This is a genomic window from Aquipuribacter hungaricus, from assembly GCF_037860755.1.
Lineage (GTDB): Bacteria > Actinomycetota > Actinomycetes > Actinomycetales > JBBAYJ01 > Aquipuribacter > Aquipuribacter hungaricus.
Map to the genome: position 1 here is coordinate 1 of NZ_JBBEOI010000062.1, position 16,392 is coordinate 16,392.

Genomic DNA, 16,392 nt, shown 5'->3' on the forward strand with positions numbered 1-16,392 from the left:
GTCGACCCGGCGGGCGGGGCCGGTGGGGCCGCTGCGTGGTCGCGCGCGGCGGGGAGCCCGTTCACGGCGCGGCCGAGGCGAGGAGGGCCCGCGCGGCGGGGGCGTCGGCGGGCAGCGGGAGCACGTGCCCCGCGTCGTCCATCAGCCCGGTCCGCCGCAGCCACGCCTCGAACTCCGGCGCGGGCCGCAGCCCGAGCACCTGCCGGGCGGTGAGCACGTCCTGGAAGCTCAGCGACTGGTAGTGCAGCATCACGTCGTCCGAGCCGGGGACCGCGATGACGAACGAGCAGCCGGCCGCCCCGAGCAGCAGCAGCAGGGCGTCGGTGTCGTCGCCGTCGACGTCGGTGTGGTTGGTGTAGCAGACGTCCACGCCCATCGGCAGGCCGAGGAGCTTGCCGCAGAAGTGGTCCTCGAGCCCTGCCCGGACGACCTGCTTGCCGTCGTAGAGGTACTCCGGCCCGATGAACCCGACGACGGTGTTGACCAGCAGCGGGTCGAAGTGGCGGGCGACGCCGTAGGCCCGGCACTCGAGCGTCTGCTGGTCCACGGCCATCTCGTCGACGCCGCGGTGGGCGTCGGCCGACAGCGCCGAGCCCTGCCCGGTCTCGAAGTACGTGACGTTGCGGCCCACCGTGCCGCGGCCCAGCGCCTCCGCCCCGGCCTTGGCCTCGGCGAGCAATTCGAGGGTGACCCCGAAGCCGCGGTTGGCCGGCTGCGTCCCGGCCACGGACTGGAACACGAGGTCGACCGGGGCGCCCGCCTCGAGCACCCGCAGCGTGGTGGTGACGTGGGCGAGCACGCAGGACTGGGTGGGGATCTCGTAGCGGCTGATGACGTCGTCGAGCAGGTGGAGCAGCCGGGTGGTCGCCGCGGGGGAGTCGGTGGCGGGGTTGATGCCGACCACGGCGTCCCCGCTGCCGTGGAGCAGGCCGTCGAGCAGCGAGGCGGTGACGCCGGCGGGGTCGTCGGTCGGGTGGTTGGGCTGCAGCCGGCTGGCCAGCGTGCCGGGCAGCCCGAGCGTGCTCCGCATCCCGGTGACGACGCGCGCCCGCCGCCCGACCGCGACCAGGTCGGCGTTGCGCATGAGCTTGGACACCGCGGCGACCATCTCCGGGGTGAGCCCGCGCGCCAGCCCGGTGACCGCCGCCTCGTCGCCCGCCGCGGCCCGGTCGAGCAGCCAGTCCCGGAACCCGCCGACGGTGAGGTGGGCGACCGGGGCGAAGGCCACCGGGTCGTGGGTGTCCATGATCAGCCGGGTGACGTCGTCCTCCTCGTAGCCGACGACCTGCTCGGACAGGAACGTCGTCAGCGGCAGGTCCGCCAGCACCACCTGCGCCGCCACCCGCTCGGCGGCCGAGCCGGCCGCGCAGCCGGCGAGCACGTCGCCGGAGCGCAGCGGCGTCGCCTTGGCCATGAGGTCGACGAGGCCGCGGAACTCCCACGTCGTGCCGGCCAGCGTGGTGCGGCGGACCGTCACCGCAGGTCCACCTCGGCCGCGGCGAGGGCGGCGAACTCCTCCTCCGGTGCGGCGGCGACCAGGTGGTGGCGGCTGTACAGGCCGAAGTAGGCCAGGAAGCCGGCGTAGACGACCAGGGTGAGCAGCGCGGCGCGGGAGTCGACGATGAAGGTCGCCACCACGGCCGCGGCGGCCAGGACCAGGGCGACGCCGGTCGTCCCGGTGCCGCCGGGGGTGCGGTACGGCCGCTCGAGGTCGGGCTCGCGGCGGCGCAGGACGATGTGGCTCACCATCATGAGCACGTACGACACGGTGGCGCCGAAGACGGCCATGTTGAGCAGCATGGCCCCCTGGCCGGTGAGCGAAAGCAGGAAGCCGACGGCGCCGGGGACGAGCAGGGCGAGCACCGGGGCCTTCCGGGCGTTGGTCACCGACAGCGCCCGCGGCAGGTAGCCGGCGCGGGACAGCGCGAAGGTCTGCCGGGAGTAGGCGTAGACGATGCCGAAGAAGCTCGCGACCAGGCCCACCAGGCCCGCGTAGTTGACCAGGGTGACCAGCCACGACGGCAGCCCGGCCGCGGCGAGCGCGTCGACCGGCGGGTTGCCCGAGGAGGCCATGGCCTGCGCGCCCCCGGCGCCGGGGGTGACGACGAGCATGAGGAGGGCGAGCACGACGAGCAGCCCCATCGCGGCGAGGATGCCGCGCGGCATGGACCGGGCCGGGTCCTTGGCCTCCTCCGCGGCGAGCGGCACCGACTCCACCGCGAGGAAGAACCAGATGGCGAACGGGAACGCCGCCCAGACCCCGAGCACGCCGTTCGGGAACAGCGCGTTCGCCCCGGCGGCGTCGGAGACGGGGATGTCGGTGAGGTTGGCCGCGTCGAAGGCCGGCACGGCGGCGACGAGGAACACCACCAGGCCGAGCACGGCGACGACCGCGACGGCGAGCATGACCGTGAGCGCCTCGCCGACGCCGAGCAGGTGGATGCCGACGAACAGCGCGTAGACGGCCAGGTACACCCACCAGCCGTCGGTGATGCCGAACAGCCCCAGCGCCTCGACGTAGGCGCCGACGAACGTGGCGATGGCCGCCGGGGCGATGGCGTACTCGACGAGCACGGCGATCCCGGTGGCGTACCCGCCCCACGGGCCCAGCGCCCGCCGGGCGAAGGTGTAGCCGCCGCCCGCGGTCGGCAGGGCCGAGCCCATCTCCGCCAGGCCGAGCACCATGCACGAGTACATGACGGCCATGAGGACGGTGGCCACGAGCAGCCCGCCGAAGCCGCCCTCGGCCAGGCCGAAGTTCCAGCCCGCGTAGTCGCCGGAGATCACCGCGGACACGCCCACCCCGGCCAGCAGCACCCAGCCGGCCGTGCCGGTGCGCAGCTGCCGCCGGGCGAGGTAGCCGTCGGTGTCGGTCGTGCCGCCGGGCGCGGCGCCACCGGGGCCGTGGTCGGCGGCTGCCGGTCCCGCGGGCGCCCCCACGACGCTGAGGCCGGGTCCGGCGGTCGGGGGTGCGGTCGTCTTCTCGCTCATGGCGGGGTCCCTCGCTCGGCAGGCCCCGGGATGCGGGGGCGCGCCGATCCTCGGCCCGCCGGTGGCCGGGCCCGTGTCCGCCGTGTTGCGCCGGCGTGAACTGTGCCCCGCGGACCTGGGATGCTCCCCGGGTGCGAGAGGTGCAGATCACCGGGGACTCCATCCGGCTCGGCCAGCTGCTCAAGCTGGCCGACGCGGTCGACGCCGGCAGCGACGTCAAGCAGCTGCTCGCGACCGGAGAGGTGACCGTCAACGGCGAGGTCGAGACCCGCCGCGGCCGGCAGCTCGCCCGCGGCGACGAGGTCTCCACCCGCGCCGAGGACCTCAAGGTCGTCTGACCCGGTCGCCCTCGGCCCACGCCTCCTGACGGCCGCGCGCCGCCGGGACGGCGGTCCCGGTAGGGGCGGGTCCCGCCGGGGCCCGCGACCTTGCACCGATGCGTGGTCCGAGGGGTGTCGGACCGTGCATCACCGCAACCTCGGCGGACCGACGGACCGCCCGACGGACGCACGTTCCCCCCACGCACGGACGGCCGCCCCCGGAGGGACGGCCGTCGGTCGTGCAGGGTCGTGCAGGCGGCCGGCCTGCGGCCGCGGGTGCCTCAGGCGCGGGCGGGCTCGCGGTCGCGCAGGTCCACCGGTCCGGCGTCGGGCGTGCCGGGGGTGACGCCGTCGGTGACGACGGCCGCGGGAGAGGTCTCGACGTCCTCGTCCGCGAACGGGTCCGCGGCGTTGGCGGCGGTGTACCGGTCGACGTCGAGGATGCCCTCGCGCTTGGCGACGATGGTCGGGACCAGCGCCTGGCCCGCGACGTTGACCGCGGTGCGGCCCATGTCGAGGATCGGGTCGACGGCCAGCAGCAGGCCGACACCCTCCAGGGGCAGGCCCAGCGTGGACAGCGTGAGGGTGAGCATGACGACCGCGCCGGTGAGCCCCGCGGTCGCGGCGGAGCCGACGACGGAGACGAAGGCGATCAGCAGGTAGTCGGTCAGGCCGAGGTCCACCCCGAAGAACTGGGCGACGAAGATCGCGGCGAGCGCCGGGTAGATCGCGGCGCAGCCGTCCATCTTGGTCGTGGCGCCCAGCGGCACCGCGAAGCCGGCGTAGGCGCGCGGGACGCCGAGGTTCTGGACGGTGACGCGCTCGGTGACCGGCAGGGTGCCGATGGACGAGCGGGAGACGAAGGCCAGCTGGATGGCCGGCCAGGCACCCGCGAAGTAGCGCAGCGGGTTGAGGCCGTGGGCGCGCAGCAGCACCGGGTACAGGACGAACAGGACCAGCGCGAGGCCGACGTAGACCGCGACGACGAAGGTGCCGAGCGGGGCGAGGGCGTCCCAGCCGTACTGGGCGACCGCGTTGCCGAGCAGGCCGACGGTGCCGATCGGGGACAGCCGGATGACCCACCACAGGACCTTCTGCACGATCGCCAGGGCGGAGCGGGCGAAGCCGAGGAACGGCTCGGCGGCGGGGCCGACCTTGAGGGCGGCGACGCCGACGGCGATGGCCACGACGATGATCTGCAGGACGTTGAACGACAGGCCGGTGGAGAAGACGCCCGCCTCGTCCGACGACGTGGAGGCCTCCAGGCCCAGGACGTTCGCCGGCACGATGCCGGTGAGGAAGTCCAGCCAGGAGCCGCTGCGGCCGGGGTCGGCGGCGGCGGAGGAGTCCACCGAGGTGTTGAGGCCCGGGTCGGTCAGCAGGCCCAGGCCGATGCCGATGCCGACGGAGACCAGCGCGGTGATGGCGAACCACAGCAGGGTCTGCCCGGCCAGGCGGGCCGCGTTGGTGACCTGCCGGAGGTTGGCGATGCTGGCGACGATGGCCAGGAACACCAGCGGCGGGACGATGGCGCGCAGCAGGGCGACGAACGACGAGCCGACGGTCGCGAGCGTCGTCGCGAGCCAGTTGTCGGGAGGGGTACCAGGTCCCATCTCGCGCGCGACGAGGCCGAGCACCACGCCGAGGACGAGACCGATGAGGACCTGCGCGCCGAACGGGACGCGCGGGAGCGACTTCAGCACAGGGTGTGCCTTCCGGGACGGGGGAGCGCGGGCTCCCCGGTGGACGTGCGGAGGGGACGACCAGGCCCGTCTGCGGGCGGTCGGAGGTGCCGGGCAGGTGTCGCTCAGGGGCGACAGGCGCTGCTCGCGGTCCTCTCCAGGTCGACGTGCAGGCGCTCCGTGAGGTCCCAGAGGTTGCCGGTCACGCCACCGGGTGCCGTCGCCCGACCACGCGCGGTGAGCGCGGGGTCGCAGGGCAGGACGGGGGTCACGCCGGTGCGAACCGGGCCCCCCCGGCACCTATTCCCGCCCGTCGCCTGTCGTCGGCGCCCGTCCGGTGGACCGCCCCCCCGCGCACCGCCCGTTCGCGGACCGGGCCCGGGGTCCGGCATCATGGCCCCTCGCCGCCTCGGGCGGCGGACGACGACGTGGCCCCGGGCGGGGCGGTGGGAGCAGCTGGTGACGGGGAGCCCCGTAGGTCGTCAGGGCACGGGCCCCTCGGGCACGTGGGCGGAGGAGCCCGGTCGTCTGCGCTCGGCGACACGGTTCCGCCACGCCTCCGGCGACCACCCGGCGGTCAACCGCCTCGCGGCCCTGGCGGCGCAGCTGCTGCGGGCCGCCCACGCACAGGTCTCGCTGCTCACCGACGTCCAGACCGTCGCGGGCGGCACCGGCCTCCGCGCGGGCGCCGTGGGGTCCGAGGGCCCGCTGGGCGACTCGCTGTGCACGGTCACCGCCGCCAGCGGCGGACCTCTCGTCGTCCCTGACGCCACGGCCGACGTGCGGGTGTCCGCGCTGCCGCCCGTGCTCGACGGCACTGTCCGGGCCTATCTCGGGGTCCCCCTGGTGGCGCGCGGCGCCGTCGTGGGGGCCATGTGCGTCTTCGGTGCGGAGCCGAGGGCCTGGACCGAGGAGGAGGTCGGGATCCTCGAGCAGCTCGCCGCCTCGGTGGTGTCGGAGCTGGAGCTCCGGGCCCTGGACGTGGAGCTGGAGACCGACCGCCTGCTGTGGGAGCTGGCCATCGACGCCGGCGGGGTCGGCACCTTCGACTGGGACCTGCAGAGCGGGGTCCTCAGCTGGGACGACCGGCTCGTCGCCCTGTTCGGGTACACCCGCGACAGCTTCGACGAGAGCATCGAGGCCTTCCAGGCCCGCGTGCACCCCGCCGACCGCGACCGGGTGGCCGCGGCGCTGCAGGGCGCCATCGACACCGCGGGCGTGTACGAGTCGGAGTACCGGGTGCTGCTGCCCGACGGCCGGACCCGCTGGGTGGGGGCGCGCGGCCGGGCGCTGCCGGACGAGCACGGTCTCAGCGTGCGCGTCGTCGGCGCCGCCTACGACACCTCGGCCCGGCGGGACTCCGAGGCCCGGGTGGCCCGGGTGCTCGAGTCGATGTCGGCGGCCTTCTACTCCCTGGACCGCGGGTGGCGGTTCACCTACGTCAACGCCGAGGCGGAGCGGCTGCTCGGCCGACCGCGCTCGGAGCTGCTCGGCGGCGTCATCTGGGAGCTGTTCCCCGGCACGGTCGGCTCGGCCTTCGAGAGCGGGTACCGCTCGGCGATGGAGGACGGGGTGCAGGTCACCTTCGACGCCTACTACCCCGCGCCGCTGGACGGCTGGTACGAGCTGCGCGTCTGGCCGGGCGACGACGGCATCAGCGTGTACTTCCTGGAGATCAGCGAGCGCCGGGCGGCGCAGACGCAGCTGCAGGTCGCCGCGGCGCAGGCCTCGCTGCTGGCCGAGGTGACGTCCGGCCTCACCGAGACCGTCGACCCGGAGGTCCAGGCCGAGCGGCTGGCGCGCATGGTGGTCCCGACGCTGGGCACCTGGGCCCGGGTGGTGCTGCTCGAGGACGACCCGCGCAGCCGGGACCACGACGGCGTCCGGACGGTCGCGACCTGGCCCTCCGCCGACGTCGCCGACGACGGGCGTGCCGGGGCGGCCGACGCCCACGGGGGACCGGAGGAGGACGGGGGGCTGGGGGAGACCTTCGAGCTGCGTGCCCGGGGGAGGACCCTCGGGCGGCTCGTGCTCGGTCCGGACGGCACCGGCACGGCCGGCTCCCGGGGCCCGCGGGCCGAGGAGGTCGTCGCCCGCGCCGCGCTGGCGCTGGACAACGCCCGCCTGCACCGCCAGCGGCGCCACCTCGTGGAGGAGCTGCAGCGGTCCATGCTCACCGAGCCGCCGCAGCCGGACCACCTGCAGGTGACGGTGCGGTACCGGCCCGCGGCGGACGACGTCCAGGTCGGCGGCGACTGGTACGACGCGTTCCTGCAGCCGGACGGCGCCACCGTGCTCGTCATCGGCGACGTCGTCGGCCACGACAGCGCGGCCGCCGCCGCGATGGCCCAGGTCCGCACCCTGCTGCGGGCCGTCGCGGCCGACCGCGGCGAGGCCCCCGCCCGGGTGCTCACGCGCGTGGACACGGTGATGGACACGCTCCAGGTCGTCTCCACCGCCACGGTCGTCGTCGCCCGCCTGGAGCAGACCGAGGAGGAGCTCCTCCGCGGGGTGAGCCGGCTGCGGTGGGCCAACGCGGGGCACCCGCCGCCCGTGCTGCTCGGCGCGGACGGCTCGACCAGGGTCCTCGAGGCCGACGAGGCGGACCTGCTGCTCGGCATCGACCCCGGGACCGGGCGCGCCGACCGCGAGGTCCTCGTCGAGCGCGGCAGCACGCTGCTGCTCTACACCGACGGCCTCGTCGAGCGTCGCGGGCAGTCCCTGGACGAGGGCATCGCGCTGCTGCGGACCCGGCTGGAGGAGCTGGCGGACCTGCCCCTGGACGAGCTCTGCGACCGGCTGCTCGACCGGCTGGTGCCGGAGCGGGCGGACGACGACGTCGCCCTGGTCGCGGTGCGGCTGCACCCTCAGGACCGGCCGCGCCCCCCCGAGGCGGGGCCGGGCACCGGGTCGAGGAACGTGCCGGCAGGCTGAGCGCCGCTCAGCGGCCGCGCAGGTCCAGCTCGAACCAGACGTCCTTGCCCTCGTCGCCGGTCTCCGCGCCCCAGCGCGTGGCGAGGGTGTCCACCAGCCGCAGGCCCCGCCCGCCTTCGGCGGTCTCGTCGTCAGGACCCATGGTCGGCAGGTCGGGGTTGCCGTCGTGGACGACGACGCGCACCGACGGCGGCTCGGTGCGCACGCTGAGGGTGACCAGGCCGCGGCCGTAGCGGACGGCGTTGGTCACCAGCTCGGAGGTGAGCAGCAGCGCGAGGTCCACGGCGGAGGAGGTCACCTGGAGCCGGTCGAGCCGCTCGGCGAGGAAGTGCCGGGCCGCGCGCGGCGTCGACGGCTCCGCGGGCAGCGTGAGCTCGCCCGAGCCGTGGTGAGAGGTGAGGCCCCCCGGTTGTGTCACGGAGGGGGACTACCCCGCCCGGCGCCCTCCTACGCCCACGATGTCGTCACAGGCGTCCGGCGACCTCCCGGCGACCCCCGGGGACCACCTCAGAAGTCGAAGAGGTTGGCCCGGAGCCCGCCGGTGCCCAGCTCGTCGCGCAGCAGGCCGCGGTGGCGGAGCTCCGGGACGAGGTCGTCGAGCATGCGGTGCACCGTCACCGGGTGCAGGTCGCCGGACAGCAGGAAGCCGTCGTTGTCGGCCTCCTCGCCCATCTGCTCGACGAGGTCGGCGAGCTCCGCGGCGGTGCCCACGAGCCCCGTCCGCTCCGACAGCAGGCCCTTGCGCGCCTTGCGGGCCAGCAGCGTGCGCAGCGTGTCGACGCCGAGCCGGCCCTCGGCGCCCAGCAGCCCCTTGATGGTGCCGCGGGAGACGTGGTCGCCGAAGCTGCCCTCGTCCAGGGGGGCGTCCAGCGGCAGCCGGGTGAGGTCGGTCTCCAGGTCGCTGGACCAGGCCGCCGCCACCTCCAGCAGCGCGGCGTCGTCGGGGTGCAGCGAGGCCTCGACCCGGCGGCGGGCCTCCTCGGGGCTGGCCACCACCTCGGGCTTGAGCACGAACAGGACCTTGACGTCGGCGGGGGTCCGGCCGGCGGCGACGGCGGCGTCGTGGACCGTCTGCCGGTAGGCGCGCACCCGGGCGGGGTCCAGCGGGCACAGGGCGAGCTGGACCTGGGAGTGGCTGCCGGCGTACGCCAGCCCGCGCGGCGACCCGCCGGGCGAGACGACCACGGGGTCGTCACCGTCGGTGAAGGGCACCGCGTTGAGCGGGCCGTCGACGTCGAAGTACTCGCCCCGGTGCTGGAAGGCGTCGACGAGGGAGCCGTCGGCGTAGCGGCCTGTCTCCTCGTCGGCGACCAGGGCGCCGGGGCCCCAGCTGCGCCACAGCCGCCGGACGAGCTCGGTCCACTCCCCGGCGCGGTCGTAGGCGGCGTCGTGGGCCAGGGGCTGGGCGCCGACGTGCCGCGCGCTGCCGACGTCGGTCACCACGTTGAGCCCGAACCGTCGTCCCGACAGGTGGTGCAGCGTCGAGGCCTGCCGCGCGGCCAGGTACGGCGGCGTGATGCCGGCGTTGACCGTCGGGGCCAGCCCGATCCGCGACGTGGCGTCGAACAGGTAGGGCGCGAGCAGCAGGGGGTCGTGCTTGGGGCCGCCGTACGCCGCCCGCACCCGGAGGTCGAGGGTGTCCGGGCTGCCGAGGGAGACCGCGTCCTCCATGACGACCAGGTCGAGCCCGGCCTGCTCGAGCTCCCGCACGCTGTGCTGGTAGAGCCGCGGCTCCTGCCAGCGGTAGCCCCACCGGTGCTCGGGACGGCCCCACGCCTGCGGCCGGAAGCCGCTGGAGAAGAACCAGCCCAGGTGCTGCAGCCTGCTCACGCCAGGGCCCCGACCAGCCCCGACAGGTGCGCTGCGTCGGCCCAGCGTGACCCGTCGGGCCAGCCGGCCCCGTCGGCCTCGTCCAGCTCGTCCAGCTCGTCCGTGCCGTCCGCGGTGCCCAGGGCGGGGCGGGCCGGCGGGAGGGGCTCGCCACGGACGGCGGCGAGCGCGCCCTCGAGGTCGGCGAGCAGGTCCTCGGGCTCCTCGGTGCCGATCGACAGCCGGACCGTCCCGGGGTGGATGCCGGCGGCAGCCAGCTCCGCCGGGTCGCGGTGGGCGTGCGTGGTGCTCGCCGGGTGCAGGACGAGGGAGCGGACGTCGCCCAGGTGCGTCATCCGGCTGAACAGCCGCACCCCGTCGACGAAGCGCTCCGCGGCGGCCTCCCCGCCGTGCAGGGTGACGCACAGCACCGACCCGGCCCCGCGGGGCAGGTAGCGGGCGGCCAGGTCGGCCGACGGGTCGCCCGGCAGGCCGGCGTAGCGGACCGAGGCGACCTCCGGGCGGGCCGCGAGCCAGCCCGCGACGGCCAGCGCCCCGGCGCAGTGCTGGCGCAGCCGCAGCGACAGCGTCTGCAGGCCCTGCTGGACGAGGAAGGCGTTGAGCGGGGAGATCGTCGGACCCAGCCGGGACGCGATGACCGCCCGGGCGTAGGCGACGTACGCGCGGGAGCCGTGGACGTCGGTCCAGCTGCGACCGCCCAGCAGCGCCGACGGCTCGACGAGGTGGGCGAACAGCCGGGGGTCCGCGACGACGTGCTCGGCCACGACCAGGGCGCCGCCCAGGGAGGCGCCGTGCCCGGCGAGGAACTTGCTGGCCGAGTGCACGACGACGTCGGCGCCGTGCTCGAGCGGGCGCAGCAGGTACGGGGTGGCCAGCGTGGAGTCCACGACGAGCGGGACGCCGGCCTCGTGGGCGACCCCGGCGACGCCCGCGACGTCGAGGACGACGTTCGTGGGGTTGCTGATCGACTCCCCGAACAGCGCCCGGGTGGTGGGCCGGACCAGCGCGCGCCACGCGTCGAGGTCGGTGGGGTCCTCGACCAGGTCGACCTCGATGCCGAACCGGGCGAAGTTCTCCAGGAACAGCCCGCGGGAGCCCTCGTAGATCGTGCTCGCCGCGAGCAGGTGGTCCCCGGCCTGCAGCAGGCCCAGCAGCGCGACGGTGACGGCGGCCTGGCCGCTGCCCACGACGACCGCCTCGGCCCCGCCCTCGAGCCGGGCCAGGCGCCGCTCCAGCGCGGCCACCGTGGGGTTGCCGATCCGCGTGTAGGTGTAGCCGTCGTCCTCGCCGGCGAAGCGGGCCCGGGCGTGGGCGAAGGAGTCGAAGACGAACCCCGCCGTCAGGTGGACCGGCGTGACGCGGGCGCCGAAGCCGTCCTCGGGGGCCTCCCCGCCGTGGACCTGCTCGGTGGCGAAGCCGGGGGCCCGGTCGTGACGGTCCTGACGGTCGTGGTGGTGGTCCGTGGTGCCGGGACGGGTGGCGGCGGGACCGGCAGGGGTGGGACGGGTGGCGGTGGGACGGGCGGTGGCGCTGGGGCGGGCGTGCTCGGGCACGGTCTCTCCTGGTGTCGGTGGCCGCGGGCGCTCGCCGGGGGGTGCCCGGGTGCGGCCTCGCGGCCCTGCTGGGGTGGGGGTGCGCGACGTCGCGCGGGGTGCCGCGGGGTGCCACCGCGGCGCGCGCGGGACGCGGCGGCAGGTGGTGCGGCCGGGTGGTGCGGGGGTGGTGCGCCTCAGCAGGGGCGGCACATGCTGCTGGTGCAGCAGCGGTGCAGGTCGACGACGAGGTCGGACCAGGCGGTGGTCGGCGTGCGCACAGGGGGCTCCCATCGGTCCTGGCGGTAGCACCGTTCCCCGCGGGGAGGTTGCTGCGACGTCGACGAGCCAGGTCTCTCGGTCGCTCTGGATGTTGACGTGCAGGACAGCGGAGCAGCGTCCGGGCTGTCAACCTGCCGTCCGGGATGCGGACGCCGCGTCGTCCGTTCGGGTGCACCGGCCGCCGGGACCTCGGGCCGGGCCCTCGCCGCGACGATCCAGGCTCGTGCCCACCCCCAGCCAGGCAGCCTGCGGCCTGCTCGCCCTCGGCGTCGCCGCCAACCTCGTGACCCGCGGCGCGGTCACGACCGGCGTCGTCGGCCTGTACGAGGTGGTCGCCACGCTGTCGCTGGTGCTGGCCTGGGTGAGCCTGGTCCGCGCGGCCCCGCAGCGGCCCTGGGCCTGGCGCTGGGTGCTGGCCGGGTTCAGCGCCTGGGTCGCCGGCGACGCGGTGTGGACCACGGAGAACAACGTGCTCGGCCTCGAGGTCTTCCCCGCGGTGTCGGACATCTTCTACCTCCTCGGCTACGTCTGTCTGGCGGTCGGCACGCTCATGCTGGCCCGCACCCGGGGCGCCGGCCGCGACCGGACCGCGGTGCTCGACGCCGCCATCGTCGCCGCGGGCGTCGCGGTGCCGACGTGGGTGTTCCTCGTCGCGCCGGCGGCCGTCGACTCCGGCCTCACGCTCGGCGGCAAGCTCGTCGCCTCGGCCTACCCCCTGCTCGACCTGTTCCTCCTCGCCGTCCTCGCGCGCCTGCTGGCCACCCCCGGCGCCCGCACGGGCTCCTACCGGGCGCTGGTGTGGGCGCTGCTCACCACCTGGGGCGCGGACGCGGCGTGGAACGCGGGCACCGTCCTCTCCGGCCCCGGCTTCCAGGCGCCGTGGACGGACGCGCTGTGGCTCGCGTCGTACGTCCTCGTCGCGGTGTCCACCTGCCACCCCTCGATGCTGCTGGTCACCGAGCCGGCCCCCCGCCAGCGCGCCCGCGTCACCCGGGGCCGCATGGTCGCCCTCGCGGTGGCCTCGACGCTGCCCGCGGCGACGCTGGTGGCCGACGGCTGGGCGGACGACGACGTGGCCTGGGAGGCCACCGCCGTCGGGGCGGTCGTCCTGTCCCTGCTCGTCCTGGCCCGGATGGGCGGGCTGCTGGAGCAGGTCCAGGTGCAGGCGGTGCAGCTGTCCGCCCTGGCCAGGGTCGACGGCCTCACGGGCGTGCCGAACCGGCGCACCTGGGACCACGAGCTGTCCCGCGCCTGCGCCGTCGCCCGTGACACCGGCGAGCCGCTCGCCGTCAGCCTGCTCGACCTCGACCGGTTCAAGCGCTACAACGACCAGCACGGCCACCAGGCCGGGGACCGGCTCCTGCGCGAGGCGGCCACCGCGTGGACCGCCGAGCTCGAGGCCCACGGAGGCTTCCTCGCCCGGTACGGCGGCGAGGAGTTCGCGGTCCTGCTGCCCGGCACCGACAGCGCGACGGCGTGCCGGCTCGTGGACGACCTGCGGTGGGTCACGCCGGGGTCGCAGTCGTTCTCGGCCGGCGTCGCGGTGTGGGACCCGGCCACCGACCCCGACGCGGCGGTCGGCGCGGCGGACACCGCCCTGTACGAGGCCAAGCGCCTCGGCCGCGACCGCGTGGTCGCCGCCTCCGCCGGCGGGCCGTCGCCCGAGCTGCCCACCTGGGCCGAGGACACGCGCGTCGTCCTCCAGCCCATCGTCGGCGCGCCCGACGGGCGCCTGGTCGGCCACGAGGCCTCCGCCCGGTTCGCCCACGACGCCGACGTGCGCCGGGTGCTGCGCCGGGCGCACGAGGAGGGCTACGGCGACCTTCTGGAGGCGCACCTGCTCCGCCGCGCCGTCGCCGTCCCCGGCCGCCCCGAGGACTCCGAGCTGTTCGTCCACCTGAGCACGGCGGCCGCCTGCTCGGCCCGGTTCTGGGACGCGGTCCCCGCCGACCTCGCCGGCCTGGTCGTCGAGCTCGTCGAGGACCTGCCCCCCGCCGCGCAGCCCCGCCTGCCGGTCGGCTCGCTGTCCCGGGACGAGGCGCTGGCCACCCTCCGAGGCCGCGGGGCGGTGCTGGCCGTCGACGACCTCGGCGCCGGCCGGGGCGACATCGGACTGCTGCTGGAGGTACGGCCCGCGGTCGTCAAGGTCGACCGGGCGGTCGTCGTCGGCTGCGCGGGCGACCCGGTCCGGCTGCAGCTGCTCGAGCTCGTGGTCCGGCTCGCCGACACCGCCGGTGCCCGGGTCTGCGCCGAGGGCGTCGACTCCGCCGCGGACCTGCAGGCGCTGCGCGGCGCCGGCGTGCACCTGGTCCAGGGGCCCCACGTCGGGCGTCCCGCACCGGGCTGGACGGTCGTCCCGCAGCGCACCGGCCCGGCTGCGAGCCCCGCCACGAGCGCCGCCACGAGCCCTGCCAGCAGCCCTGCCAGCAGCCCTGCCAGCAGCCCAGCGACCAGCCCCGCCTGAGCACCGGCCGGGGGTGCCCCGGCCTGCGCCGGGGTGCCCCGCGACCTTGGAGCAGGTAGGCAGGGCGCGTGACCACACCTCCCGGGGCAAGCGCTCCCACCACCTCCGGCGCGAGCGCCTCCACCCCGGCCGGCAGCGGCACCGGACCCCGTCCCGACGGCGGCACTCCCGGCCCGGACGGGTCCGGCGAGGGGCTGCGCCGCAGCATCGGCCCGCGGCTGCTGCTGCTCTTCATCCTCGGCGACGTCCTGGGGGCGGGGATCTACGCGCTGGTCGGCACGGTGGCCGCCGAGGTGGGCGGCGCCGTCTGGGTGCCGCTGCTGGTGGCGCTGGGCATGGCCCTGCTCACGGCGCTCAGCTACGCCGAGCTGGTCACCCGGTTCCCGCGCGCGGGCGGGGCCGCGGTCTTCGTCCAGCACGCCTTCGGCCGCCCGGTGCTGTCGTTCCTCGTCGGCTTCGCGATGCTGTCGGCGGGCGTGGTGTCCGCGGCCGCCCTGTCGCTGGCCTTCGCCGGGGACTACCTGGCCCAGATCGTCGACCTGCCGCGCGTCCCGGTGGCGCTGGCGTTCCTCGCCGTCGTCATGGCCCTCAACCTGCGCGGCATCCGCGACTCGCTGCGCGCCAACGTCGTCATGACACTCGTCGAGGTCGGCGGCCTCGTCCTCGTCGTCGTCCTGGCGGCCACCGTGCTCGGCAGCGGCGGCGGGGACCTCTCGCAGGCGGTCCAGCTCGAGCCCGGCTGGGCCGGCGCCAGCGCGGTCCTCGCGGCCTCGACCGTCGCGTTCTACTCCTTCGTCGGCTTCGAGGTGTCCGCCAACATCGCCGAGGAGGCCCGCGACCCCCGCCGGGACTACCCGCGCGCCCTGATCACCGCCCTGCTCGTCGCGGGCGTGCTCTACGTGCTCGTCGGCCTCGCGGTGTCCGTGGCCACCCCGGGCGGTGCGGGCTCCTCCGACGCCCCGCTGCTCGACGTCGTCGCCGCCTCGCCGGTGGGGATCCCCGCCCAGGCGTTCGCCGTCATCGCGCTCGTCGCGGTCGCCAACGGCGCCCTGCTCACCATGATCATGGCGTCGCGGCTCACCTACGGGATGGCCCGGGAGCGGCTGCTGCCCTCGGTGCTGGGCCGGACCGCGTTCGTCGACCGCGGCGAGGGCCGCGGCACCCCGGCGGTCGCCGTGGTCGTCACCACCGTCGTCGCGGGCCTGCTCGTGGCCACCGGCAGCCTGGCTACCCTCGCGGCCACGGTCGTCATGCTCCTGCTCGTCGTGTTCGCGGCGGTCAACGTCGCCGTGCTCGTCCTGCGCCGCCGGCCCGAGGAGGGCGAGCAGGACCACTTCCGCACCTGGTGGCCGGTCCCGGTCCTCGCGCTGGCCACCTGCGTCCTGCTCGCCGCCCAGCAGCCGTGGGACGTGTGGGGCAGGGCCGGGCTCATGCTCGCCGTCGGGCTCGCGCTGTACGCGCTCACCCGCCTCGCGCGGCGGGGTCGGACGGAGGAGGACGCCGAGCGGGCACGATGAGGTGATGGACGCCGCCGCTGCCGCCCCCTCCCGCTCCTCCGAGCCCGCCGGGGCACCGTCGCCGCTCGCGGGGGCTCAGATCGTCGTCGGCCTCGACGTGGGGACCACGGCCACCAAGGCCGTCGCGGTCGACCTGGGCTCGGCCTGGCAGCACGTCGCCCAGCGCGGCTACCCGTTGCTGCAGCCCGAGCCCGGGCACGCGGTGCAGGACCCGCGCGCGGTGCTCGCCGCCGTCGACGGCGCCCTGGCGGAGACCGTGGCCGCCGTGCACCGCGCCGGGGCGACGGTGCTCGCGGTGTCGGTGAGCACCGCCATGCACGGCCTCGTGGCGCTGGACGAGGACGGCGCCCCGCTCACCCGGCTGCTCACCTGGGCCGACTCCCGGTCCGCGGAGCAGGCACGCGGGCTCCGCGCCTCGGGCGAGGCGGTCGCGCTCCACCGCTCCTCGGGCACCCCGGTGCACCCGATGAGCCCGATGACCAAGCTGCTGTGGTTCTCCGCCGAGGACCCCGCCCTGCTCCGGCGGGCGCGCTGGTGGGCCGGGCTCAAGGACCTCGTGCTGCACCACCTCACCGGCCGCGTCGTCACCGAGCTGTCCTCGGCCTCCGCCAGCGGCCTGCTCGATCTGTCCAGCCGCGCCTGGGACCCCGCGGTCCTCGACCTCGTCGGGGTCTCCGCGGAGCAGCTCCCGCCCGTCCTGCCCACCACCGAGGTGCTCGGCATGGCACCGGCCGCGGCGGGGCGGCTCGGCCTGCGGACCGGGCTGCCCGTGGTCGCGGGCGCCGGCGACGGGCCGCTCGCGAACCTGGGCTCCGGCGCCGTGGCGCCCGGGGTGGCGGG

General features: G+C 76.1%; 11 protein-coding genes and 1 riboswitch. Of the genes, 5 read left to right on the top strand and 6 right to left on the bottom strand.

The window, feature by feature from the left end; genetic code table 11:
- Window positions 1-61: 61 nt before the first annotated feature.
- Window positions 62-1,477, bottom strand: a complete 1,416-nt coding sequence (locus WCS02_RS08950; RefSeq protein ID WP_340292171.1) for an ethanolamine ammonia-lyase subunit EutB — start codon at window positions 1,475-1,477, stop codon at window positions 62-64.
- Complete coding sequence (eat, locus tag WCS02_RS08955) at window positions 1,474-2,991, bottom strand: ethanolamine permease (protein ID WP_340292173.1); 1,518 nt, start codon at window positions 2,989-2,991, stop codon at window positions 1,474-1,476. Before eat ends, WCS02_RS08950 begins: the two co-directional genes overlap by 4 nt.
- Before the next feature lie 131 nt (window positions 2,992-3,122).
- On the opposite strand from eat, the gene WCS02_RS08960 reads away from it, so the two are divergent.
- The gene (locus WCS02_RS08960; protein WP_340292175.1) at window positions 3,123-3,329 is read left to right on the top strand and encodes an RNA-binding S4 domain-containing protein; all 207 of its coding nucleotides are present in this window, start codon (window positions 3,123-3,125) and stop codon (window positions 3,327-3,329) included.
- A 263-nt stretch (window positions 3,330-3,592) separates the two neighbouring features.
- Here WCS02_RS08960 and WCS02_RS08965 read toward each other — a convergent pair whose 3' ends face one another.
- Complete coding sequence (locus WCS02_RS08965; protein WP_340292177.1) at window positions 3,593-5,014, bottom strand: dicarboxylate/amino acid:cation symporter; 1,422 nt, start codon at window positions 5,012-5,014, stop codon at window positions 3,593-3,595.
- Between the two features lie 438 nt (window positions 5,015-5,452).
- On the opposite strand from WCS02_RS08965, the gene WCS02_RS08970 reads away from it, so the two are divergent.
- Window positions 5,453-7,927 carry a SpoIIE family protein phosphatase gene (locus WCS02_RS08970; RefSeq protein WP_340292179.1) on the top strand — a complete coding sequence of 825 codons (2,475 nt, stop codon included), beginning with the start codon at window positions 5,453-5,455 and terminating at the stop codon, window positions 7,925-7,927.
- 7 nt (window positions 7,928-7,934) lie between these two features.
- Here WCS02_RS08970 and WCS02_RS08975 read toward each other — a convergent pair whose 3' ends face one another.
- The 3 genes from WCS02_RS08975 to WCS02_RS08985 all read right to left on the bottom strand — a co-directional run bounded on the left by WCS02_RS08975 (window position 7,935) and on the right by WCS02_RS08985 (window position 11,310).
- Window positions 7,935-8,345 (bottom strand): ATP-binding protein, encoded by a 411-nt coding sequence (locus WCS02_RS08975; protein WP_340292181.1) that lies wholly within the window; start codon window positions 8,343-8,345, stop codon window positions 7,935-7,937.
- Between the two features lie 89 nt (window positions 8,346-8,434).
- Window positions 8,435-9,757, bottom strand: coding sequence for an LLM class flavin-dependent oxidoreductase (locus WCS02_RS08980; RefSeq protein WP_340292183.1), 1,323 nt, complete (start codon window positions 9,755-9,757; stop codon window positions 8,435-8,437).
- Window positions 9,754-11,310, bottom strand: a complete 1,557-nt coding sequence (locus tag WCS02_RS08985; RefSeq protein ID WP_340292185.1) for an O-acetylhomoserine aminocarboxypropyltransferase/cysteine synthase family protein — start codon at window positions 11,308-11,310, stop codon at window positions 9,754-9,756. Before WCS02_RS08985 ends, WCS02_RS08980 begins: the two co-directional genes overlap by 4 nt.
- Window positions 11,311-11,578: 268 nt before the next feature.
- Window positions 11,579-11,666: riboswitch (SAM riboswitch) on the bottom strand.
- A gap of 128 nt (window positions 11,667-11,794) precedes the next feature.
- On the opposite strand from WCS02_RS08985, the gene WCS02_RS08990 reads away from it, so the two are divergent.
- From WCS02_RS08990 to WCS02_RS09000, 3 genes are all read left to right on the top strand, one after another.
- On the top strand, window positions 11,795-14,035 hold the full coding sequence (locus WCS02_RS08990; protein ID WP_340292187.1) for a diguanylate cyclase domain-containing protein: 2,241 nt from the start codon (window positions 11,795-11,797) through the stop codon (window positions 14,033-14,035).
- Between the two features lie 68 nt (window positions 14,036-14,103).
- Window positions 14,104-15,552, top strand: a complete 1,449-nt coding sequence (locus WCS02_RS08995; RefSeq protein WP_340292189.1) for an APC family permease — start codon at window positions 14,104-14,106, stop codon at window positions 15,550-15,552.
- A 4-nt stretch (window positions 15,553-15,556) separates the two neighbouring features.
- On the top strand, window positions 15,557-16,392 hold an 836-nt coding region (locus tag WCS02_RS09000), incomplete at its 3' end, for an FGGY family carbohydrate kinase (protein WP_340292191.1).

Coding starts and splice junctions, on each gene's coding strand:
- eat (WP_340292173.1), bottom strand. CDS start 2,991: ATGAGCGAGAAGACGACCGCACCCCCGACCGCCGGACCCGGCCTCAGC.